General features: G+C 57.4%; 24 protein-coding genes. 14 read left to right on the top strand and 10 right to left on the bottom strand.

The window, feature by feature from the left end; genetic code table 11:
- Positions 1–136: 136 nt before the first annotated feature.
- From groL to SJY29_RS12200, 9 genes are all read right to left on the bottom strand, one after another.
- A complete protein-coding gene (gene groL / locus SJY29_RS12240) occupies positions 137–1,777 on the bottom strand; it encodes a chaperonin GroEL (protein WP_400083392.1) in 1,641 nt (546 codons plus the stop codon).
- A 48-nt stretch (positions 1,778–1,825) separates the two neighbouring features.
- On the bottom strand, positions 1,826–2,110 hold the full coding sequence (locus SJY29_RS12235) for a co-chaperone GroES (RefSeq protein WP_055296136.1): 285 nt from the start codon (positions 2,108–2,110) through the stop codon (positions 1,826–1,828).
- A gap of 268 nt (positions 2,111–2,378) precedes the next feature.
- A complete protein-coding gene (gene ccoS / locus SJY29_RS12230; RefSeq protein ID WP_400083389.1) occupies positions 2,379–2,537 on the bottom strand; it encodes a cbb3-type cytochrome oxidase assembly protein CcoS in 159 nt (52 codons plus the stop codon).
- The gene (locus SJY29_RS12225) at positions 2,534–4,681 is read right to left on the bottom strand and encodes a heavy metal translocating P-type ATPase (RefSeq protein WP_400083386.1); all 2,148 of its coding nucleotides are present in this window, start codon (positions 4,679–4,681) and stop codon (positions 2,534–2,536) included. Before SJY29_RS12225 ends, ccoS begins: the two co-directional genes overlap by 4 nt.
- Positions 4,678–5,130 carry a FixH family protein gene (locus SJY29_RS12220; protein WP_400083383.1) on the bottom strand — a complete coding sequence of 151 codons (453 nt, stop codon included), beginning with the start codon at positions 5,128–5,130 and terminating at the stop codon, positions 4,678–4,680. The genes SJY29_RS12225 and SJY29_RS12220 overlap by 4 nt, the downstream gene beginning before the upstream one ends.
- Positions 5,127–6,542 carry a cytochrome c oxidase accessory protein CcoG gene (gene ccoG / locus SJY29_RS12215; protein WP_400083380.1) on the bottom strand — a complete coding sequence of 472 codons (1,416 nt, stop codon included), beginning with the start codon at positions 6,540–6,542 and terminating at the stop codon, positions 5,127–5,129. Before ccoG ends, SJY29_RS12220 begins: the two co-directional genes overlap by 4 nt.
- 145 nt (positions 6,543–6,687) lie before the next feature.
- On the bottom strand, positions 6,688–7,836 hold the full coding sequence (locus SJY29_RS12210; RefSeq protein ID WP_400083377.1) for a Hint domain-containing protein: 1,149 nt from the start codon (positions 7,834–7,836) through the stop codon (positions 6,688–6,690).
- Positions 7,837–7,943: 107 nt separating this feature from the next.
- On the bottom strand, positions 7,944–8,594 hold the full coding sequence (locus SJY29_RS12205) for a DUF924 family protein (protein ID WP_400083374.1): 651 nt from the start codon (positions 8,592–8,594) through the stop codon (positions 7,944–7,946).
- A 146-nt stretch (positions 8,595–8,740) separates the two neighbouring features.
- Positions 8,741–11,101, bottom strand: a complete 2,361-nt coding sequence (locus SJY29_RS12200) for a choice-of-anchor F family protein (protein ID WP_400083371.1) — start codon at positions 11,099–11,101, stop codon at positions 8,741–8,743.
- Between the two features lie 195 nt (positions 11,102–11,296).
- Between SJY29_RS12200 and SJY29_RS12195 the strand changes: the two genes are divergently transcribed.
- The 5 genes from SJY29_RS12195 (at position 11,297) to SJY29_RS12175 (ending at position 15,328) form a co-directional block, all read left to right on the top strand.
- Positions 11,297–12,526, top strand: a complete 1,230-nt coding sequence (locus SJY29_RS12195; protein ID WP_400083368.1) for an MFS transporter — start codon at positions 11,297–11,299, stop codon at positions 12,524–12,526.
- Between the two features lie 53 nt (positions 12,527–12,579).
- On the top strand, positions 12,580–13,230 hold the full coding sequence (msrA, locus tag SJY29_RS12190; protein WP_400083365.1) for a peptide-methionine (S)-S-oxide reductase MsrA: 651 nt from the start codon (positions 12,580–12,582) through the stop codon (positions 13,228–13,230).
- Complete coding sequence (locus SJY29_RS12185) at positions 13,223–13,972, top strand: SGNH/GDSL hydrolase family protein (RefSeq protein ID WP_400083363.1); 750 nt, start codon at positions 13,223–13,225, stop codon at positions 13,970–13,972. The genes msrA and SJY29_RS12185 overlap by 8 nt, the downstream gene beginning before the upstream one ends.
- A 30-nt stretch (positions 13,973–14,002) precedes the next feature.
- Complete coding sequence (locus tag SJY29_RS12180) at positions 14,003–14,881, top strand: 50S ribosomal protein L11 methyltransferase (RefSeq protein WP_400088924.1); 879 nt, start codon at positions 14,003–14,005, stop codon at positions 14,879–14,881.
- 159 nt (positions 14,882–15,040) lie between these two features.
- A complete protein-coding gene (locus SJY29_RS12175) occupies positions 15,041–15,328 on the top strand; it encodes a hypothetical protein (protein WP_400083360.1) in 288 nt (95 codons plus the stop codon).
- A 75-nt stretch (positions 15,329–15,403) separates the two neighbouring features.
- Here the strand turns inward: SJY29_RS12175 and SJY29_RS12170 are convergent, their stop codons facing one another.
- A complete protein-coding gene (locus SJY29_RS12170) occupies positions 15,404–15,613 on the bottom strand; it encodes a DUF1127 domain-containing protein (protein ID WP_055296229.1) in 210 nt (69 codons plus the stop codon).
- Between the two features lie 310 nt (positions 15,614–15,923).
- Between SJY29_RS12170 and ruvC the strand changes: the two genes are divergently transcribed.
- From ruvC to tolB, 9 genes are all read left to right on the top strand, one after another.
- On the top strand, positions 15,924–16,430 hold the full coding sequence (gene ruvC, locus SJY29_RS12165; RefSeq protein WP_076661037.1) for a crossover junction endodeoxyribonuclease RuvC: 507 nt from the start codon (positions 15,924–15,926) through the stop codon (positions 16,428–16,430).
- Entirely contained in the window at positions 16,427–17,086 is a 660-nt protein-coding gene (gene ruvA / locus SJY29_RS12160; RefSeq protein ID WP_400083356.1) for a Holliday junction branch migration protein RuvA, read from the top strand. The genes ruvC and ruvA overlap by 4 nt, the downstream gene beginning before the upstream one ends.
- Before the next feature lie 9 nt (positions 17,087–17,095).
- Positions 17,096–18,115 carry a Holliday junction branch migration DNA helicase RuvB gene (ruvB, locus tag SJY29_RS12155; RefSeq protein WP_110278557.1) on the top strand — a complete coding sequence of 340 codons (1,020 nt, stop codon included), beginning with the start codon at positions 17,096–17,098 and terminating at the stop codon, positions 18,113–18,115.
- Positions 18,116–18,144: 29 nt separating this feature from the next.
- Positions 18,145–18,774, top strand: coding sequence for a hypothetical protein (locus SJY29_RS12150; protein ID WP_400083353.1), 630 nt, complete (start codon positions 18,145–18,147; stop codon positions 18,772–18,774).
- Complete coding sequence (ybgC, locus tag SJY29_RS12145) at positions 18,771–19,157, top strand: tol-pal system-associated acyl-CoA thioesterase (protein WP_110278260.1); 387 nt, start codon at positions 18,771–18,773, stop codon at positions 19,155–19,157. The genes SJY29_RS12150 and ybgC overlap by 4 nt, the downstream gene beginning before the upstream one ends.
- A 113-nt stretch (positions 19,158–19,270) precedes the next feature.
- Positions 19,271–19,945 carry a protein TolQ gene (tolQ, locus tag SJY29_RS12140; RefSeq protein WP_400083350.1) on the top strand — a complete coding sequence of 225 codons (675 nt, stop codon included), beginning with the start codon at positions 19,271–19,273 and terminating at the stop codon, positions 19,943–19,945.
- A 1-nt stretch (position 19,946) separates the two neighbouring features.
- Positions 19,947–20,423, top strand: a complete 477-nt coding sequence (locus SJY29_RS12135; protein WP_400083347.1) for an ExbD/TolR family protein — start codon at positions 19,947–19,949, stop codon at positions 20,421–20,423.
- A gap of 3 nt (positions 20,424–20,426) precedes the next feature.
- On the top strand, positions 20,427–21,545 hold the full coding sequence (locus SJY29_RS12130) for an energy transducer TonB (RefSeq protein WP_400083345.1): 1,119 nt from the start codon (positions 20,427–20,429) through the stop codon (positions 21,543–21,545).
- A 105-nt stretch (positions 21,546–21,650) separates the two neighbouring features.
- On the top strand, positions 21,651–22,967 hold the full coding sequence (tolB, locus tag SJY29_RS12125) for a Tol-Pal system beta propeller repeat protein TolB (protein WP_400083342.1): 1,317 nt from the start codon (positions 21,651–21,653) through the stop codon (positions 22,965–22,967).
- Positions 22,968–23,002 lie beyond the last annotated feature (35 nt).

The raw sequence follows: 23,002 nt of genomic DNA, 5'->3' as shown, positions 1-23,002 counted from the left end.
GTCCCTCCGGTTGGGCGTGTTCTGGCGGGTGCTTAGCCTGCATCGCTTTGCACCGAAAGTAGTCTTTTTGCACGTGGATCAAGCAAAAAGGGCGGCTCCTTTCGGAACCGCCCTGATAGTTTGTAATGGGGATGATTTACATCATGCCGCCCATGCCGCCCATGTCGGGCATGCCGCCACCGGCGTTGCCTTCTTTCGAAGGCTTGTCAGCAACCATGGCTTCGGTTGTGATCAGCAGACCTGCGACAGAGGCTGCGTCCTGCAGTGCTGTGCGCACAACTTTGGCCGGGTCGATCACGCCAAACTTGAACATGTCGCCATATTCTTCTGTCTGCGCGTTGAAACCATAGGACTTGTCGCTGCTTTCGCGGATTTTGCCAGCAACGACGGAACCGTCGACGCCAGAGTTCTCTGCGATCTGGCGCAGTGGTGCTTCGATGGCTTTGCGGATGATGGCGATACCAACGTCCTGATCAGAGTTTGCACCCTTCAGGCCTTCGAGTGCTTTGCCAGCCTGGATCAGCGCAACACCACCACCAACAACGATGCCTTCTTGTACGGCAGCGCGTGTGGCGTTCAGGGCATCATCAACGCGGTCTTTGCGCTCTTTGACTTCCACTTCGGACATGCCACCGACGCGGATAACAGCAACACCACCAGCCAGTTTGGCCACGCGCTCTTGCAGTTTTTCGCGGTCGTAGTCGGATGTTGTTTCCTCGATCTGGCCACGGATCTGTGCAACGCGGGCTTCGATCTCGGCTTTGTCGCCTGCACCATCAACGATGGTTGTTTCGTCTTTGGTGATCGAAACGCGCTTGGCTGAGCCCAGCATGTCGATTGTGACGCTCTCAAGCTTCATGCCCAGATCATCGGAGATGACCTGACCGCCTGTGAGGATCGCGATGTCCTGCAACATGGCTTTGCGGCGGTCGCCGAAACCAGGTGCCTTGACCGCTGCGATTTTCAGACCGCCGCGCAGTTTGTTGACAACCAGAGTTGCCAACGCTTCGCCTTCGACATCTTCAGCGATGATCAAAAGTGGTTTGCCGGACTGGATGACGGATTCGAGCAGTGGCACCATTGGCTGCAGCGAAGAAAGCTTTTTCTCGTGCAACAGGATGATGGCGTCTTCCAGCTCGGTTGTCATTTTGTCAGGGTTTGTCACAAAGTATGGTGACAGGTAACCGCGGTCGAACTGCATGCCTTCAACAACGTCTGTCTCTGTCTCAAGACCTTTGTTCTCTTCAACAGTGATAACGCCTTCGTTGCCGACTTTCTGCATCGCATCAGCGATCTGGCGACCGATTTCAGTTTCGCCGTTGGCAGAGATTGTACCAACCTGCGCAACTTCGTCGCTGTCGTTGACAGGACGGGCAGCGGCTTTGATGGCTTCCACGACTTTGGCTGTTGCCATGTCGATGCCGCGCTTGAGGTCCATCGGGTTCATGCCGGCGGCCACAGATTTCATGCCTTCTTTGACGATGGCCTGAGCCAGAACGGTTGCGGTTGTTGTACCGTCGCCTGCTTCGTCATTGGTGCGTGAGGCCACTTCTTTGACCATCTGCGCGCCCATGTTCTCGAACTTGTCTTCTAGTTCGATCTCTTTTGCGACAGATACACCGTCTTTGGTGATGCGTGGCGCGCCGAACGATTTGTCCAGAACCACGTTACGGCCTTTGGGGCCGAGTGTGACTTTTACCGCGTTTGCAAGAATGTTGACGCCTTTGAGCATCTTGTTCCGTGCATCGGTATCGAATTTTACTTCTTTAGCAGCCATTTTCATGTGCTCCTTGAATGATTGGAAATGTGAGGGCGACCGGTCGGCTTACATGATGCCGAGGATGTCGCTTTCTTTCATGATCAGCAGCTCTTCGCCGTCGATCTTGACCTCGGTGCCGGACCATTTGCCAAACAGCACTTTATCGCCTGCCTTGACAGACATCGCAATCAGCTCGCCGCTGTCCTTGCGCGCACCTTCACCAACGCTGACGATTTCGCCTTCTGCTGGCTTTTCTTTTGCGTTCTCAGGAATGATGAGACCGCCTGCTGTCTTTTCGTCGCCTTCAATGCGACGGACCAGTACACGGTCGTGAAGTGGTTTAAATGCCATCTCTGAACTTCTCCAGTTCGTGTTTCTCCCATGTTAGCACTCAACAGGGTCGAGTGATAACGATGCGTAGGTAAGGATCACATCAGTGTGAGTCAACAGCACGGTGCATCGATTTTTCAGTTTTTTGAAATCCGTCTCAAAAAGCTGGAATGCTGCTTTGTTTTCGTGGGTTTGCGCTGTGTGTGCGCGGCGCGCTAAGCGAGGGGTTTCACCCCTCGCGCTCCCCAGGATATTTTCGGGCCGATAATGGAAAAGGTAGGTGTTAACGTCAGGGCTTGTGCGGTGCGTCGTCGTCTTCGGAGAGGATACGCCAGGCATCGCCTTCAAGGTCCTCGTACTGGCCGTGTCGCAGGCTCCAAAGGAACGCAGCAAGGCCTACACCGCCAAGAAACAGCGAGACAGGGATCAGGACCACAAGGATGTTCATAGCTTCCCTTTCAGACGCAATGCATTCAGCAGGACGGTGATCGAGGATGCCGACATCGCAATTGAGGCGATGAGTGGTGTCGCAAAGCCCGCCAGCGCGATTGGCACGGCGATGATATTGTAGAGTGTGGATAAAGCAAAGTTTTCCTTGATGCGCGCCCGCGCGGCGCGTGCCACCAAGGGCAGTTCGATCAGCGGTGTCAGGCTGTCGTTGAGAAGAACAATGTCCGAAGCGGCGCGAGAGGCATCTGCTGCCGTTGCCGGTGACACCGATGCATAGGCGGCAGCGAGCGCACCGGTATCGTTGAGGCCGTCACCGACCATCAGGACTTTGGCACCCCTGCTGGACAAATCGTTGATATAGGCGATCTTGTCTGCTGGCGTTGTTTCGGCTTGCCATGACGTGATGTGCAACATGCGTGCAATTCTGGCGGTTTCATCCGCATCGTCGCCCGAGACCAGATGGATGGTAAGGCCTGCTTTTTGCCAGCCTTGCACCAGTTCTTGCGCCCCGTCGCGCAGTTCTGAGCGCAGGGTGATCTTTTGCGGCGTCCGGTCGCCAATTTTAATGTAGGTGCCTTTGCTAGCACCAAGCCACGCACCTGAGCCCAGTTGGACTGTTTGGCCTTGATAATGCGCACTGAGACCCTTGCCTGCGTGCTCCTGCTGGTCGCGCAGCTTGGCTGGCGTGACGCCTTGCAGGGACGCCGCGATGGCTTGTGAAACCGGGTGGGTCGCGTTCTGGGTCAGGGCGAGTGCGATGGATTGCGTTTCGGCATCCAGCGTATCGCGTGCGGCTGCTGGCAAGGTCAGTGTACCGGTCTTGTCGAAAACCACGGTATCGACTTCGGCCAGACGTTCGAGGGCTGTGCCATCCTTGACAAGGAGCCCTGCGCGAAACAAACGTCCGGCAGCGGTTGTAGACACCGCAGGAACGGCCAGGCCCATGGCGCAGGGGCAGGTAATAATCAGCACGGCCACCGCAATATTCAACGACAGGCGGAAATCGCCGGAGTAAAGCATCCACCCAGCAAAGGCGAAAAGCGCTAGCAAATGCACGACCGGTGCATAGAGTGCTGCGGCCTTGTCTGCGATGGCGGTGTAGCGATTGCGGGTGGCCTCGGCCTCGTCCACCATCGTGACCATCTTGCGCAGTGTCGTGTCCGCGCCGACGGTTGTTGCGCGGATAGTCAGCGGGCCGGTCATATTCACCTCACCGGCGGTGACGGTGGTGCCTGCGCTGGCGTTGCTGAGACGGCTTTCACCGGTCAGCAACGAGCGGTCAATCTGGCTGGTCCCCTCGGTGATCGTACCATCGACGGGAATACGGCCGCCGGGCAAAACCTGTACCAGGTCCCCGATCGCGAGATCGGCAAAGTTGACCATCTGACGGACGCCATCGCGCACACGCATGACGCGGGGAACCTCGAGCGCGGAAAGCTGCGCTGCGGCAGAGGCGGCCGCTTTGCGGCTGCGATGGTCGAGGTAGCGCCCGATGAGCAGGAAGAACGTCAGCGTTACGGCGGCATCGAAATAGGAATGACGCCCGCCGTAAATTGTCTCGTAAAGCGAAATGCCGGACGCAAGAAGGATCGCCAGCGAAATCGGCACATCCATATTCAGACGGTAGGCCTTCAGTGACCGCCATCCGCTCTCAAAGAACGGCTGTGCGGAATAGAACAACGTCGGTATCGCAATGATCGCTGTGATCCAGTGGAACATATGCATGGTAGCGCCGATGGCGCCCGACCAAACAGCCACCGACAGCAGCATGATGTTCATGTTGGCAAACCCCGAAACCGCAAGACGGGTCATCAGACCGCGACCATAGGTATCGGTGTCTGCGCCAAGCAGGCTTGTATCGAGAACACGCGCCTCGAACCCGGCCATTTCCAGTGTATCGATCAGGACTTCCGGCGAAATGGGTTGATCCGTACCGACGGTCACCCGTTTCATGCTAAGGTTCACGCGGGCATTCGCGACACCTTCGATGTCACGCAAAACCCGCTCGACGCCATTGATACAGGCGACACAATGTATGCCTGGCAGGGAAAGTACGATCTGCGATGTACCGTTTGAGGCCGCTTTCTCAAGCTGCCCCTCGGGCAGGCCGATGCAGGCCGGACAGAAGGTTGCGTCGCTCATTTGGCGGTGAGCGGAAAACGGCGGCGGAACTTGGTGCCGTCCGGCGCGATCAATTCCAGACGCAGGTTCCAATAGCCTTCTGTCATGGTGACAGGCGCTGTGTATTGCGTCCCTGTCCAGGTGAATTCTGGCACGGTATCCATATTGACGTTCGTTGCCTGCCCGAGAATGGCACGCGTGATCTCTGCCTGCAGGGGGGCGCCGCGATGATCAAGGATGTCCACGGTCAGTACACCGCCTGTAATATCGGCACTGACATCCCAGTTGAGCGCATTTTGCGCTGCGCGATCCGCCTGAAAGGTCTGACTGACGGCATAGGAGTTGCGCGCCTCAAGCCCCGGAAACGTGGCAATCGCGTTCCATGCCAATGTCAGGTTCACAGCGATAATGATCCCAAAACCGCCGACCATAAGGGCCAGCATGTGCCATCCGGTAAATTCACGGGTCATTGTGGAACTCTCCCATTAAAGATTGCGTCTTTGTAGGCGCGTTCGCCCGAGGCCTCATCCTCGACCCAGAAGCGCAGATCGACGCGGTCCATGCTGGAGGCGGGGTCAATCGGGCGGGCCGAGACATAGACGCGCTGCAGAAAGGTTTCATTGGCGGGCACGACGATGGTTCTTTGCGAGGTGCCTTCCAGTTCGATGCGCAGAATTTCATCCGAAGTCAGCGAGAGGCGGAAGGTCCGGTCCTCGCCGTGCTTGTTCAGCAGGCGGATGTCATAGATGTTGCGCACTGTGCCATCAGAGAGGGTCACGAAGGTGGGGTTACGTACCGGCGCCACTGTCATTTCGATATCGGCGCGGATGAAAAGCGCAAAGACCAGACCGACGCCAATCGCAGCCCACATCGTCGTGTAGAGCATGGTGCGGAACCGGAAGACATGCTGCCACAGCTTTTTGGCGGGTTTGCCTTTGGCCTCTTCCTCTTGGTCAGACAGTGCAAGATAGTCGATCAAACCGCGTGGCTTTCCGATCCGGTCCATCACGTCATCGCAGGCGTCAATGCAGAGCGCGCAGGTGATACACTCCATCTGCTGGCCATCGCGGATATCAATGCCAGCGGGGCAGACGTTCACGCAGGCCATGCAGTCGATGCAGTCCCCCGCACCTTCGATGCGTTTTTTGCCGCGTGGTTCGCCGCGCCATTCACGGTAGGCAACAGTGAGCGTTTCGGGGTCCATCATTGCGGCCTGAATACGTGGCCAAGGGCACATGTAATTGCAGACCTGTTCGCGCATGAAGCCGCCAAAGACAAAGGTGGTCGCGGTCAAGACACCAATGGTAATCCACGCAATGGGCGGTGCGGTGAAATGCGCAAGGCTGGCGGCCAAAGTGGGTGCGTCGGCAAAGTAAAAAACCCAGGCGCCGCCTGTCGCCAAGGCAATCAAGAGCCACACAGTCCACTTTGTGATGCGCAGGCGGGCTTTGTGCAGGCTCCAATCGGCGTTCCACAGGCGCACCCGCGCATTGCGGTCGCCCTCGATCCAGCGCTCGACGAGGATGAAAAGATCGGTCCAGACGGTTTGCGGGCAGGTATAGCCGCACCAGACGCGGCCAAGTGCGGAGGTGAAGAGAAAAAGGCCAAGGCCTGCCATGATCAAAAGGCCCGCCACGAAATAGAATTCATGGGGCCAGATTTCGATCCAGAAGAAATAAAAACGACGGTTGGCCATGTCGATCAGAACGGCCTGGTCGGGCAGGTTCGGGCCGCGGTCCCAGCGGATCCATGGCGTCAGATAGTAGATCCCCAAGGTCACAGCCATGACCCACCACTTGAGGTTCCGGTAAAAGCCTTTCACGCGGCGCGGAAAAATAGGTTCGCGCGCGGCGTATAGCGGTTGGTTCTCGGAAGAGGACATAGGTGACCTGCAAGTTTAAGTTCTGTTCGCAGGTCCGGTTCTAAGGGGTGGGCGGTGAAACTCTTTGATGTGGATCAAGGAGGCACAGGTCATGCCTGCGGTGCGCTGTCGCAGTTTCATGTCCGCTGAACCGGCCTCGGTGTCCTCAAAGAGACGCGCTTTGCCCTTCTGATCCGCCAAAGAGCGGCTTTTGATTGGCCTGATGCCGCATGGCCAGCTTTCGCATCAGCTTTCCTTGTTCCGGAATATGGCGCGCGGAAACTGCCTTGTAATTTGGGTCACAGCATTCTGGAAACAGGTCTTCGATTTCCTGTCGGGCCTCTGCAGAGACGGCCTTGAGGGCTTCGGGGCCGGTAAATAGGCTTTCTGTCAGTGCGCCGTTTGACCAGACGATTTCATGCGCCTCAAACAAGAAGTGAAAATACGTCACGCCATTTGTCGTATCGTCGATGATGTCGATGCCATCCAGCGCAACGAGTTTGTTGGCGGGGATCAAGACATCTTCGCAATCAAACATCCGCAGAGCGATGATTGAAGAAACAAGAATGCGATGCTGTGGTGATACAATCAAGTCTTGTCGGGGGTATCCCGCACCCAATGCATCCGCGCGGATCAGGATCGGTTTCAACCGCTCCTTCGCCTCAAGCTGGTCCGAGCTGAGACTGCATGCGCCAATCCAGCGGATGGGTTGAAGCCCGTGGTCGTACGTGAGCACCAGATCGCCAACCTTCAGGTCTTCGACACGGACTTGCCCGTCTGCAGTTTCAATCAGAGTTCCTGCGGCAAAGCATGGCACGTCGACAAACTCGCCGCTGGCATTTGTGGGACCCGTTATTGCTTGGTTGACAACGATCGTATTCGTACCGGTGTCATTCCATGCGGCATCAATCGCTGCGGTGTTAACGGTTAATCCGTTAAAGAGTTCGAGCGGTTCGAGTGCTCCGCCCGTGGACCGCGCGCCAAAGAGTTCGACAGTGCCGTCGGGGTTGATCACCAAGCGGACCAAGGGCGCGCCGTCAACCGTGCCCAACTGCCAGATTTCAGGGATGCGATCACTGCCGACATTCGATCCGTAAGTGCGACCGTCCGTAAAGCGGATCGTCTGCCCTGCGGTAGCGTTTGCTTGAAACTCGACCTCGTTTGGCGCGCCAGCAGGGCCGCCGACAAAGAGATCAACACCGTTGATTTGAACACTGAAACTGTTGTCGAGCGTGGCAAAGTCGATGATCAGGCCGCCGTTGGGCGTTTCGTCAACGAAGGTTGCCGTCTCACTGACTATGTTGAAATCTGGCACTGTTGGTCACTGGTCCTGATGATCTGTGCGGAGATTAAAGCATAACGGGCCAAGCGTTAAGAGAAATTCATATCGGGGTGTGGACTAACCGAAGCAACCGTCGAAGGTTAACTCCCGTCGGTCGGTTCGGTCCGTGGAAGATGCGGGAAATCGCCTGTCGCGATGTAGCTTTCCTCATCCGCGCTTGAAACACGCCCGTAATGCACGTTGCGGTGCGGGTGACGGCCAAAGCGTTCAATTACCCCGCGTACCCGCGTGTTTTGCGCGCGCAGAGAGTCCCCCATATTGGCCAGAACCGCAGGCATCTCTGAGATAAGCGTCTCGGAGAGCTCGTCGATCAACGCGATGCGGTCCAGATGATCGGGGCCTTCACAGTGGCCCAGTGCGATCAGATAAAAGAGCTTCTTCCACGGCTTCACGGCTGCGAAATGCCCGTTGGCGATCCCTTCAAGCACCAGCCGATTTGCTTTGATATCCTGTGCATAGGCCCCCGGCGTGTCGCGCCAGAGCGAGCGGGGGAACTGGTCCAATGCGATCAGTAGTGCAATGCGCCCTTCGGCGGTTTCGGCCCAATGATCCAGTTCGGATCTCGCCGCGGCACGCGTCAGATCGGCGTGGTTTTGAATGATGGTTTCATCCATTCCACCATACATGCGCTCCTCAATCCACGCCGAGAACCGCTCTTCGCTTTCCCAGAACCCGTTATCGGGAAACCACAGATCAAGCACCTGGTCCGGTTGAAAGCTGTGGTCGTCCATCTTCAAAAGCCCCTTTTAGAGTGCGCCAGCACTGCCTGACCTTCCGTCATAGTCACCTGTTCGAGGGAGTATAGCAATCGCCTTGAACGCGGAGGGCGGCCCACGCAATGTAGGCCGCCCCCGTTTGTTTCGCGTTCCTTGGCTGTTTAGAACTGAACGTTCAGGCCGAACTGAAAGCCGTGTCTTTCGTAGGTGTCGCCGAATGCGCCACCATAGCCCGCTTCAATCCGGATATCGCGTGCGGCACTGGATGAGACCAGGCTCTGGAACCCGAGATTGACCCCGACAAAGTCGTCGTCACGCCCTTCGATCGGGAAGGATGCAGCGGGCAATCCGTCAAAGCCGGTTTCGATCAGCAGATCATCGCTCGACATTGTGTTGTAGGCGACACTGCCTGTCAGCTTGTTCTGCCCCGTGGCGCCTAGGATATCATATTCGCCCTTCAGGCCGAATGATCCCATAAATGTGCTGCCAGATTGCTCTCCTACTGTCAGGTTGAACGCACCAGCACCGGTCTCGGTGAAGCCGTCGACTGTGACATTGTAGAACCCGATGGATGCCATCGGACCAACTGCAAAGCCGCCCAGATCGCGCAGATAACTGGCTTCGACTGCGCCAAAGGTTTGCGAGCCTTCGGTATTGCCGGTGGCCGTTTGGTCGAGGACATTGCGGGTGCTGTCGTAGGTTGCGTCCTGATACCCGAAAAGGGCCTTGAAGCTTGCGCCGGTCTCCATATTCGCGCGCGCAAACCCGATCAAGGACAGACCGGTCATTTCAACGTCACCAAGCCCGCCAGTGGCTTCGGCAGTTGATGTTGTTCCGCCGACCGCGATACCAACCGAGGTATTCGCGTTCACACGGTTTTCGACACCGACGGTGAAGGATGTCGCGTCGACATCATAGCCGATCGACCCCGACGTTGCATCATAGGTCGCAGCCGATCCACCCAGTGACGCGAGGCCATAGAGGTTTCCGCCCATGAGCCAGGACTGCGCTCCGCCGCTTTGCGTGACACCGATGCTATCGCCGCCAGCAACCGGCGCCAGACCGGTGATCGCTCCGACATGACCCTGCGCTGCTTCAAAGCCCATCGCAGTGTAAGCAGGTGCAATGGTGAAGCCTGTGCTGGTCAGAGCGGCAGCTTGCTCGGCTGGTTCCAGCGCGAGGATTGCTGCGATAGCGTCCTCATACTCCTCTGCATTGCCGACGTCCCAGTAGGGCACGTTCGCTGCTGCATCGAGATAACCCGCCAGTTTGAACTGGTAGTCGGACTGGGCCTCTGTCACGATCGGGACGAATTCCGGCACCCAGCGCAGGGTGAATACTCCGTCCTCGACCGTGCCAATGGTAATATCGTAATTCAGGTTTGCATTGCGCAAATCCTCAATCGGATCGACTGCAAACAGTCCGTTCGCTTCTGTTGCGGCGACAATAGCATCAGGCACGACACCGGATGCATAATCCAGATCGGCTACTTCGACGCCGAGGGTTGCTGCCAATTCTGCCAGACGTTCAGGCAGAAGAACGGGTGGTTCGGCGCTTCCCGGAAGGTCGTCGGGGACTTCCGTAAGAGCGAGGTTTCCGTAGTTCCATTCGCCATCCGCGATATTGTACCACGCGATCAGAGCAGATTCGTCATCGGGATTGTCGTTGTCGTCCCAAAACAAGCCATCAGGCACCATGGTATTGTCGAGGAAGAAATCGCCGAACGCTGCTGTGTAGTCGCTATTTGTAAACGCCGCGTCCGCACCGCTGGCTGTGCCAAAGGCAAGAACGTCCTCACTGAAATCCGAGGTAAAGCCTGCGCGGCTCTCGGAGAAGAACCCGATATCGCCCTCATTCCCGCCTTCGCCGAACAGGCCATCGACCAGCCGTCCGCCAAGGCCGATTTCAGTTGCAGCGAGATTGAACAGAACTGCATTTGCAGGGTCCGACGGGTCCATCAGCACACCATCAGAATCCCTCAATTCAAGCGAGAAGCCGGTAATGCGCGCACCTGTGAAGTTCGACACTTTGCCGAATGTGAAATAGTCGACCGAAGACGTATCAACCAGATTGCTTTCTTCATCAAAGTACGGATCGCTGTTGGTCTGGAAGGTCATTTCGAACGGATCGGGACCGGTCAGCCATGTCTTGATCCGCTTGCCCGAACCAGGGGCGGAATTGCAGTAAATGTCTGGGTTGTTGGCCATCAGACAGTTCACGACATCACCGCGCGACTCGATATCCTCATTGGTGTCCGAGAAATCCGTGATGATCACTTCAAAGGGATCAATGTAAAGGAACTCGCCAGGGTTTTCGGGGTCGTCAACCCGCGTGCGTGTAAACGTAACGGCCTTGACGCCCGGCGCCAGAACACCTTCTTCAGGGTCGGAAAAAATCAGTCCATCACCTGATGTTCCTATCAGCGGGTTCTCAGAAAGTGTGTCCGCCCAAGCAGTTGTACCGGCAAGGGTAAGTGCCGCTACCGATCCCGCGGTGATAAACCTTGTCCTTTGTTTCATCATCTCGAATTCCCCTAACTCTCAAAGTGGTTTCTACACATTCCAGATTCGGAATTATTAAGGGGTAGCGATGCGGTGATGTGTTGCTATTGATATATATCAAAAATTGAATGTTTGGGTCTGGTTTGGAAGACCGAGCAACGGGCATATGCAACCAAAGTCTCGCTTTTCGCGATCAGGAGGCGTAAGCGTTTCGGCATGAATATTGTTCGCCTCGAAGATGCCCGAAACTTACCGCTGTGGCGCAGGCCCACATCGCTCTTGTTTGTCATGGCAATGGCGATGCCTGTTGCCTTTGCGACGTGGTCGGCGCTGCTCAATAACTTTGTGATTGAGGTCGCGAATTTTGATGGCGCCGATATCGGCTGGCTGCATACTGTACGCGAAATTCCGGGCTTCTTTGCAATCGGTGTGATTGCGTTGATCATGTTTATTCGCGAGCAGGTCTTGGGGCTGGTCGCGCTGATCATGCTGGGGGCGGCCACGGCTGTGACGGCACAATTTCCCGAAATGGCAGGCATTTTGACGGTAACAATGCTGTCGTCGATCGGGTTCCATTATTACGAGACAGTCAATCAATCGCTGCAGTTGCAGTGGATTGACAAGAAGCGGGCACCGCAGACGCTGGGCTGGATATTGTCGGCTGGATCGGGCGCAACGCTGATTGTGTATCTGCTGATCGTCGTGAGCTGGGAACGGTTCGGTTTGACATATAGTACTGTCTATTGGCTCTCTGGCGGGTTTACGGCCGTTGTCGCCACGATGTGTCTGCTTGCTTATCCGCAGTTTGAGGCACCGCACCCGCAGATCAAAAAGATGGTCCTGCGCAAGCGCTATTGGCTCTACTATGCGCTGCAATTCATGTCGGGCGCGCGTCGGCAGATCTTTGTCGTCTTCGCGGGTTTCATGATGGTCGAGCAGTTTGGTTTTGCCGTTGATGACATTACCAAACTTTTTATGGTCACCCTGCTGATCAATATGTTTGCAGCGCCGTTGCTCGGTAGGATCGTGCAGGTCTTCGGTGAACGCCGCGCGCTGGTTTTCGAATATGTGGGGCTGTGTCTGGTGTTCTTCGCCTATGGTGGCATTTACTATTTCGGCTGGGGCGTTTTGCTGGCGACGGGGCTTTATATCGTGAACCATTTGTTCTTTAGCCTCGCACTTGCGATCAAGACCTACTTTCAAAAGATCGCTGATCCGCAGGACATTGCACCCACCGCGGCGGTGGCCTTTACGATCAACCACATTGCGGCTGTCTTTTTGCCGGCGCTGCTGGGCTATGTCTGGCTGCAATCGCCGGGATTGGTGTTTTTGATGGCGGCGGGAATGGCGATTTTTTCGCTGTTGCTCTCGCTTTTGATCCCGCGCCATCCGGCCCCCGGTCACGAGACCGTGTTTCAGGGCCGGTTGTTGGCTGCGGCAGAGTAGTAAATCCGCCTGACCACACTATATTACAGGCGAACCTGATAGGAGGCGTTCATATGTTTTTCATGTCCCGCGCGAAATCTGAAATGGTAGCTAAGGATGCAGCACTTCCGGGCCGTGCGCATGCGATCCCCACAGCCAAGACCCATCACGTGTTCGAGACCCCGCTGACAGGCGCTGTGCCTGCGGGCATGGAAGAAGCCATGTTCGGTATGGGCTGTTTCTGGGGTGTCGAGCGGATGTTCTGGAAACTGGACGGCGTGCAATCAACCATGGTGGGCTATGCGGGCGGCTATACCCCCAACCCGACCTATGAAGAGGTCTGTTCCGGCAAGACCGGCCATAACGAGGTCGTGCGCGTAATCTATGATCCTGCGGTCATTTCCTATGATCAATTGCTGCAGGTCTTCTGGGAAGGCCATGATCCGACCCAGGGAATGCGGCAAGGCAATGATACAGGCACGCAGTACCGTTCCGGGATCTATGCCTATTCAGCAGTACAGAAAGCTGCTGCGGAAGCTGCAAAAGAGGCCTTCGCTCCGCGTTTGTCGCAGGCCGGTTATGGCGCGATCACGACCGAGATCATTGATGCGCCGCCATTCTATTTTGCGGAAGAGTATCACCAGCAATATCTGGCCAAGAACCCCGGGGGTTACTGCGGGATTGGTGGCACGGGCGTGACCTGCCCGATTGGCGTGGGTGCCTGACACGCGCGATACACTTCATATTGCCGCACGCATTCTGCTGCTGCCGGTCTTGCTGGGGCAGGCAGTGTTCGTGCGCAAGCGCTATATTGCCTTGCCGGAACCAACGGGAGATCGCACAGGGACGATCGGACAGGGGCCGCCATTACGGCTTTTGATCCTTGGCGATAGCTCGGCCGTGGGGGTAGGTGTCGCGCGGCAAGAGCAGGCCTTGCTGGGGCAGTTGACCACGCATTTGGCCCCCCATGCGACCGTGACATATCATCTGCACGCTGTGACCGGCGCCAAGACATCAGATGTATTGGAATGGCTCGATACGCTGCAAGAAGGGCCATACGACGTTGCCGTCACCGCTTTGGGCGTGAATGACGTGACAAAGGCTGTGTCGCTCGGCCGATGGCGGCGGCAACAAACAGCTTTGTTTGATCGGCTGACGACACAGTTCGGTGCGCGAAAGATCGTCGCTTCTAGCCTGCCGCCGATGGAACAGTTCCCGCTCTTGCCACATCCGCTGCGCTGGGTGCTGGGTCGTCAGGCTGCCCGCTTTGACAGGCATCTGGATGCGCTTGTCGTGGCACGGCCTGCCTGTACAATGGTGCGCATTGATCTGGATCTGGATAAGACGAACATGTCCGAAGACGGGTTCCACCCCGGCCCTGCGGTCTATGCGGCTTGGGCCAAGGAGATTGCGCAGATCATCCTTGCGGACCGTGAATTGCTTGACGGGGCGCGGGGCGCGCCATAACGGAAAGTGAACCAGCGCAAGGGCAAGATGATGATTACCTATTCGGCTTTGACAACGATCACCGGTGAAGACCCGGCCTATGCCTTGGCCGAAGCGATTGAAGGGCTTGAGCCGGAACCGACAGGCATAGGTGTCTTCGAGATTGAAGACGGCTCAGGCCTTTGGGAGGTCGCGGCCTACTTTATGGACCGGCCCGATGCCGGAGCGCTTGCCGTGCTATCGGCACTCTATGACGCAAAGCCCTTCAACATCTCGGAAATCCCCGAACAGGATTGGGTGTCAAAAGTGCAGCGCGAACTGTCCCCTGTGCAGGCAGGACGGTTCTTCGTCTACGGCACGCATGATGCAGACAAGGTGCCAGCCGACAAGATCCCTTTGCTGATTGATGCGGCCATGGCCTTTGGCACAGGGCATCATGGTACAACGAAGGGCTGTCTGGAGGCCTTCGACAAGTTGCTGACGGACGGTTTCGCCGGAAAGAACATTCTGGATGTGGGTTGCGGCACGGCAGTGCTGGCGATGGCCGCTGCCAAAGTGCTGCCTGATACCGTTCTCGCCAGTGATATTGACCCGACCGCCGTTGAAGTGGCGCAGGCCAATGTTGTCAGCAACGGGCTGCAGGACCGCGTGAACTGCGTTGTCGCAGCCGGTTTCGGAGCGCCTGTCCTGAAAGACAGCGCACCATATGACCTGATCTTCGCGAATATCCTCAAGGCTCCGCTGATCGGTCTGGCGCCGGATATGGGAGCCAATATCGCAAACGGCGGCTATGCGATTCTATCGGGGATTCTCAATGAGCAGGCTGACGAGGTGATCGCCGTCTATGCTCAAAACGGGTTCAATCTGATTGAACGGCATGTGATTGTTGACTGGACGACGCTAATTTTAGGCAAAGTTTCGTCCAAATAGGGCCATATTGCCCAGATTAATTGAAAATTCACGCGGTTGGTGCGAACGTAAAGATGTTGTTGTATTATGAGTAACCGTCAAACTTTGGAGGATGATTCGGTGCAAGCCCACGTCCCTTTTGATAAAAGACTGAAAAAGATCGTCCGTCGCCATGAGAAAATGGCGAACGGCGTTGTGCGGACAGTAAACTCTGACGGGTTGATCGTGGCAAAGCCACGGCTCTACCGCCCGCGCTTCCCGCTCAAAGGTCTGTTGGCGGTTCTCTTCCTTGGCTTCCTGTTCAAGGGCTTCCTGTTCGCTTATCTGGGCGAAGCAGCCTACGGTGAGCGCGTTGCGACACTGGAAGGCGGCACCGTACTTGAACAGGCCGGCGCTTGGGTGATGCAGCCCGATCCTGTGACCATGGTTGCAGCTGCGGGTATCGCAACAGTGCTGCCGCAGAATTAAGTCAGCATAACAGAAAAACGAAAAGGCCGCGTTCCAAATGGACGCGGCCTTTCGCTTTTGGTCAGTCGCTTTTGCTTAGCGTGCGGTGCGTGTCGCGATTTCTTCGATGTCGCCATATGTCAGGCCGATATCGTCCAGCTCACGGGCTGTCAGCTTGGACAGCGAATTGCGCGTGATACGGGCATCATTCCATGCAGCAACGGCGCTGAACATGTTCATGAAGAAACCAGAAATTTTGCCAGCGGATTGGCCAGCGACGGGGCGGGTTGTGTCAAAAGAGGCCATGGCCATATTCCTATTGTCTATGCTGCAGGTGCAGCGTTGATCTGATAGGGGGCATCTATGAGGGAAAGCACGGGTTGACTAGTGCCATCTTAGCATGGGTCATATGCGTTTTCATCATGCCTCATTTTTGTGCATATGCTGCCGCAAAGTATTTATTTATAAGGGTTTAATGGAGGCGCTTTTCACCCTTTGAGTGCCGCATTCAGGCGGTGTGATCTTTTCGGCGCATAACTGGCGCTATGCCAATCCTCTTGGTCTTTGTTCGCGTTTTGTGCTAGCGATACAATCAGAACAAAAAAAGAGGCGAGCGATGCGTGTTTTGGGGATCGATCCGGGCCTGCGGAATATGGGGTGGGGTATTATCGACGTGGCCGGATCACGGCTGACACATGTCGCCAACGGGATCTGTCACTCGCAGGTGGGCGACATGGCCGACCGCCTTTTGTCATTGCATCAGCAACTGACCGCAGTCTTGCAAAAGTACCAGCCACAGGCGGCGGCAGTCGAACAGACCTTTGTCAACAAGGACGGGGCAGGGACGCTGAAACTGGGTCAGGCGCGCGGTATTGCGATGCTGGTGCCTGCGCAGGCGGGTCTTGTTGTTGGTGAATACGCCCCCAATGCTGTCAAGAAGGCCGTGGTGGGTGTTGGCCATGCTGACAAGGTACAGGTCGCGCATATGGTCAAAGTGCAATTGCCCGGTGTGCAACTGGCCGGGCCTGATGCAGCCGATGCGCTTGCCATCGCGATCTGTCATTCGTTTCACGTACAGTCTTCCAGCAGCCTTGCTGCCGCATTGGCAAAGGCTGGCGCATGATTGGCAAGATTGCAGGGCGGCTGGACTATCGCGCGACGGATCACGTGCTGATTGATGTGCGCGGCGTGGGGTATATCGTTTATGTCTCTGATCGCGTGATGGCGGGGCTGCCTGCCAATGGCGAGGCGGTGGCGCTTTATACCGATTTGTTGGTGCGTGAAGATAACTTGCAGCTATTCGGTTTTACCACGCTGGTTGAAAAGGAATGGCACCGTCTATTGATGTCGGTGCAGGGGATCGGGGCCAAGGCGTCGATGGCGATCTTGGGCACTTTGGGGGCCGATGGCGTCAGCCGCGCGATTGCGCTGGGCGATTGGAATGCTGTGGCCAAGGCCAAAGGTGTCGGCCCCAAGACCGCGCAGCGCGTGACGATTGAATTAAAGGACAAGGCCCCCGGTGTGATGGCGATGGGTGGATCTGTCGCCGAGGCGCTGGGCGATGACGTGATCGAGGTGGATGCGCCCAAAGCCCCGCGTAAGGCGGTAGTATCACAGGGCAATCCGGCAAGCGCAGAGGCGTTGTCGGCGCTTGGGAACCTTGGCTATGCGCCGGGTGAGGCGGCGAGTGCTGTGGCTGAAGCAGCAGGGGCCACGCCGGATGCGGATACATCGACCCTGATCCGTGCTGCCTTGAAATTGCTGGCACCAAAGGGGTAGGGGATGGCGATGGACCAGCCTGACCCAACATTGCGCGCGGCCCCGCGGCCAGAGGATGAAGACCGCGCGCTGCGGCCGCAGACGCTCGACGCGTTTATCGGCCAGCAGGCGGCGCGGGCGAACCTGTCGGTGTTTCTGGAAAGTGCGCGCAGGCGCGGCGAGGCGATGGACCATACCCTGTTTCATGGCCCGCCCGGATTGGGCAAGACCACGCTCGCCCAGATTATGGCGCGCGAATTGGGGGTGAATTTCCGGATGACTTCGGGGCCGGTTCTGGCCAAGGCGGGTGATCTGGCGGCGATCCTGACCAATCTAGAAGCGCGGGATGTGTTGTTCATTGATGAAATCCACCGGCTAAATCCGGCGGTGGAAGAGGTGCTTTATCCCGCGCTGGAAGATTTCGAGCTTGATCTGGTGATCGGCGAAGGCCCTGCGGCGCGCACCGTGCGGATTGAATTGCAGCCCTTTACGCTTGTGGGGGCGACCACGCGGATGGGGCTTTTGACCACGCCACTGCGGGATCGTTTCGGCATTCCGACGCGGTTGGAATTTTACACCGAAGATGAATTGCACGAAATCGTCACGCGCGGCGCGCGCCTGATGGGCGCACCTGCCGCACCTGAAGGCGCACGCGAGATCGCCCGCCGTGCGCGTGGTACGCCGCGCATCGCGGGCCGTTTGTTGCGCCGTGTGGTGGATTTTGCGATTGTTGAAGGCGATGGCACTGTGACCCAGGCTATTGCGGATAGTGCCTTGACCCGTCTTGGCGTGGATCATCTGGGCCTTGATAATGCCGACCGCCGCTATCTGCGGCTGATTGCGGAGAGCTACGCAGGCGGACCTGTGGGGGTCGAGACGCTTTCTGCGGCCCTGTCGGAAAGCCGTGATAGTCTGGAAGATGTCATAGAGCCCTATCTGCTGCAAAAAGGTTTGATCCAGCGTACGCCAAGAGGCCGGATGCTGGCGCAGCTTGCTTGGACGCATCTGGGGCTGAACGCGCCCAAATCGCAGACGGATTTATTTGGTTGAGAGGGCAGATGCCTCCGGCGGAAGTTTGAATGGACATGGAAAATCAGGCGATAGAGCAGCTTTTTACCCGCGCGGACAGTGCCTATGTGTTTGCCCGTTGGGGGCGGCCGATCGTGCCGGTGGTGTTCGGGGTCGATGATGCCACACTGGCGGTTTTCAAAGGCGCGATTGAGGCTGTGGTGACACTGGCGTCGCATCAGATGGCCGAGACGGATATGGAATTGGGTGCGAACCTGATGGTGTTTTTCTGTCAGGATTGGGACGAGATGACCGAGGTGCCGCATCTGGACAAATTAGTGCCTGATCTTGCGCCGTTGGTCGGGCGTTTGAAGCAGGCCGATGCCAATCAATACCGGATTTTCCGGTTCGATGAAGCGGGCGCGATACGGGCGGCCTTTGTGTTCTTGCGCATGGACGATCATCTGGCGGCGGTGCCTGCGGATACGTTGGCGCTAAGCCAGGCAGTGCAGACGATACTGTTGTGGTCGGATACGGCATTTGACGAGATACCGCCTTTGGCGATGATTGGGGATAGGGCGATGTTGCGTCCTGAAATCGCGGATGTGATCCGTGCGGCCTATGATCCGGTCATGCCAACAATGGCGCGCGATGCCAGCCATGCTTTGCGGATCGCGGCGCGGGTGCAAAAGGCATCATGACGCATCAATTTCCTATCCGCGTCTATTACGAAGACACCGATCTGGCGGGCATTGTCTATTATGCAAATTACCTGAAATTCATCGAACGCGCGCGCAGTGAATGGGTGCGCGAGTTGGGTGTAGATCAGGTGCAGATGAAGGCAGACGGGCTGGTGTTCGCTGTCCGCCGAGTCGAGGCCGACTATCTGCTGCCAGCGAAATATGATGATGAACTTGTGGTGCACACGACCATGCAGCCGGGATCGGGTGCGCGTCTGGTTGTTAAGCAAGACGTCATGCGCGGTGACGTCGTACTATTTTCCGCGATCGTCACCATCATTTGTATGACTGTTGAGGGTGCTGTTGCCCGTCTTCCGGCAGTGATCCGCCGGTTTGTGCATTAAAAACCGCTCGATTTCGCGAAAGTGATGCGGGATTGGTTGGATTTCTGTAAGTTGATGCGATACGCTGAGGCGTAATCAGAGCCCAAAATCGGGCCTACAGGCAGAGCAGGCATATGGAAGCAGCACACGAATTCACCATGTGGGCGTTATTCGCGCGCGCCACAATTACTGTTAAAATCGTCATGATCATGCTGGTCCTGGCATCCGTGTGGTGCTGGGCTGTGATTATCGACAAGATCATCCAATATCGCAAAGCGCGCGCCGAGGCCGAGATTTTTGACCGTGCATTCTGGTCGGGTGAGCCGCTGGACGGATTGTTCGAGCAGATCGGGGCCGACCCCGAGGGCGCATCGGAAAAGATATTTGCCGCAGGTATGCTGGAATGGCGCAGGTCGCACAGGCAGGATGGCGGATTGATTGCGGGTGCGACCGCGCGGATTGACAGGTCGATGGATGTGGCGATCGTGAAAGAGGCGGCGCGTTTGCAAAAGGGCCTCCCAATTCTGGCGACCGTCGGTTCAACCGCCCCGTTTGTGGGGCTGTTTGGGACGGTCTGGGGTATCATGAATGCCTTTATCGAGATCGCCGAGGCGCAGACCACCAATCTGGCTGTTGTTGCACCGGGCATCGCCGAGGCTTTGTTGGCGACCGGTCTTGGCCTTCTGGCCGCGATCCCGGCCGTCATTTATTACAACAAGCTTTCATCGGATAGTGACCAGATCGTCAGCGGCTATGAGGCATTTGCCGATGAATTCGCCACGATCCTGAGCCGCCAGTTGGACAGCTGAGATGAGCGCAGGGGTCATGAAATCAGGCGATGACGGAGGCAGACGCCGCCGTCGCCGCTCGCGGCGCGGACAGCCGATGTCCGAGATCAACGTCACACCCTTTGTCGATGTGATGATGGTGTTGTTGATCATCTTCATGGTGGCCGCACCGCTTTCGGTTGTCGGCATTCCGGTGGAACTGCCCGAGACGTCAGCGACCGCTTTACCGGGTGATGAAGAAGAGCCGTTAACGGTGACAATCACCAATGATGGCCGCGTAATGATTCAGGAAACCGACACCACCGAGGCCGAATTGGTCGCCCGCTTGCAGGCCATTGCCGCAGAGCGCAGCAGCGACAAGATCTTTTTGCGCGCTGACGGGCGCAACGATTGGAACCGTGTGGCCGAGGTGATGGGTTTGTTGAACGCCGGTGGGTTCTCGGACATTGGTCTTGTGACCGATATCGCGCCGCCTGCCGCAGGCGGCTCTGACGGCTAAATCATGGCAACGCCGGGCACCATCATTTCGGGGATTGGCCATGTCGGGCTGATCGGCTGGCTGATTGTCGGCTGGGGCATGTCGTCTGAACCGTTGCAGATACAGACGATGGATGTCTCGCTGGTGTCCGGTGATCAATTTGAACAGATGCGTGCCCGCACGACGCCCCAGCCGGGGTTGGCTGATCCGGCGGCCCCCGTTCCGCCGGTGATCGAAGAGACCCCGCCGCCGCAGCCTGCAGAAGAAGCGACTGTTGAACCTGCCCCGCCGCCTGCGCCGATTCAGCCGCCCGCAGCAGAAGCGCCGCCGCCACCCCCTCCGCCTGCGCCGCCGCAGGCCGAAGTTGTGGATGCGCCACCCGCAGAGCCTGCGCCGCCCGTCACTCCGCCACCGACACCGGATGTACAGGTGAGTGAGACCCCGACGCCACCACAGGCACCGACAGTCGCCTCGACTATTTCCGCGCCCCCTCCGCCTGATGCACGGGTGGATGATGTGGTGCGCGAAGAGGTTGTGCCGGACAACAGCGCCGAGGCCGAGGTTGTGGCCGAAGAGCAAGAGGCCACTGCACCTGAAGAGACGACAACGGCGATCGTGATTGATGATTTGGCCCCGACCACATCTATCCGCCCGTCAACGCGTCCCAGCCGCCCTGCGCCACCGCAACAGACGGCAGCGGCGCAACAGGAGCCTGCCCCAACCCAACCGACGCAGACGGAACCTGCCGTGCGCGAAGATGACGTCGCAGATGCTTTGGCCGCAGCTTTGGCAAGTGCTGCTGATGCCCCTGCCATTGCAGCTGGTCCGCCGATGACTGGGTCCGAGCGTGACAGCTTCCGCCTGTCGGTGAACCGCTGCTGGAACGTTGATCCTGGATCGGTTGCGGCACGTGTAACAGTTGAGGTGGGCTTTAGCCTTGATCGCGAGGGCCGCGTAATCGGCAACGAAGTCCGCCTTCTGTCATCTGACGGTGACCAGAGCGCCACCAACACCGCATTTGAGGCCGCGCGCCGCGCGATCCTGCGGTGTCAATCCGGGGGCTATCAGCTTCCCGCCGACAAATACGACCAATGGCAGGACGTTGTGATCACCTTTGATCCAAGCGGGATGCGGTTGCGATAGGCAAAGACACGCGTAGGTGAGGTGAAATGGTTTTTTCCCCCTGCCATAATGAGGAAAGACAGTGCAGATTCGGGCAAATGTCCGATGGGGCAGAGTGAGGCAAAAATGATAAAACGACTTTTGACAGTTTTGATGGCCTTGATGCTGGCAGGGCCGGTGATGGCGCAATCTGGCCCGTTGAGGCTGACCATCACGGATGGTGTGATTGAGCCGATCACCTTTGCTGTTCCTAGTTTCGAAGCGGAAACACCTGCGGCACAGCAAGCGGCCTTGGATATTTCGCGCCTTGTGGTGCAGGACCTCGCAGGCACCGGCCTTTTCCGAGAAGTGCCCGCCACGGCCTTTATTTCGCAGATCAGTTCCTTCGTGCAGCCTGTCGCCTTTGCAGACTGGCGCGCGATCAACGCGCAGGCCCTGATTGTCGGGGCGGTTACGGTGAACGGGGATCAGCTCACAGTGAAATTCCGTCTGTATGACGTCTTCTCTGGCCAAGAGTTGGGGCAGGGTCTGCAATTTGCGGGCACCACTGCCGGATGGCGGCGCATGGGGCACAAGGTTGCGGATGCGGTCTATAGCCGGATTACCGGCGAGGGCGGTTATTTTGACAGCCGCGTTGTGTTTGTCTCTGAGACTGGACCCAAGGATAACCGCCAAAAGCGCCTTGCGATCATGGATTTTGATGGTGCGAACGTACAGTTCCTGACCGATAGCAGCAGCATTGTGCTTGCCCCCCGCTTTTCCCCCAGTGGCGACCGCGTGCTTTACACCAGTTTCGAAAGCGGATTTCCGCGGATCAACGTGTTGAACGTGGCCAACGTTGGCCGCCAGCAGTTACAGACAGCCCCGGGTGAAATGGCCTTTAGCCCGCGCTTTTCCCGCGATGGGCGGCAGGTGATTTATAGTCTTTCCAATGGCGGCAATACCGACATCTACCGCACCGATCTGGCAACGGGCCAGCATGTGCGCCTGACCTCGGCGCCTTCCATCGAAACCGCGCCAAGCCTGTCACCGGATGGTAGCCAGATTGTTTTCGAAAGCGACCGTTCCGGCAACCAGCAGCTTTACATCATGTCCGCCAATGGCGGTGAGGCGCGGCGCATTTCCTTTGGTGAGGGGCGGTATGGCACACCTGTATGGTCGCCCCGCGGTGATCTTGTGGCCTTTACCAAACAAAACGCTGGGCGGTTCCATATCGGCGTGATGCGCACTGATGGCTCGGAAGAGCGTTTGCTCACCTCGTCATTCCTTGATGAAGGGCCGACGTGGTCGCCCAACGGTCGCGTCATCATGTTCAGCCGCGAAACCCAAGGGGCGGCCGGGACCTCATCAATGTATTCGGTTGATATTTCGGGTCGCAACCTCAAGGCCGTGCCTTTGCCAAGCGGCGCGTCCGATCCTTCATGGGGCCCGTTGCAGCCGTAACGATGTGTGATTCCCTAATGGTGAAAGCCATGCTA

The organism is Yoonia sp. R78084, assembly GCF_044595625.1.
GTDB lineage: Bacteria > Pseudomonadota > Alphaproteobacteria > Rhodobacterales > Rhodobacteraceae > Yoonia.
The sequence above is the reverse complement of the archived record's forward strand: the minus strand, read 5'-3'. Positions and strand labels throughout refer to the sequence as shown.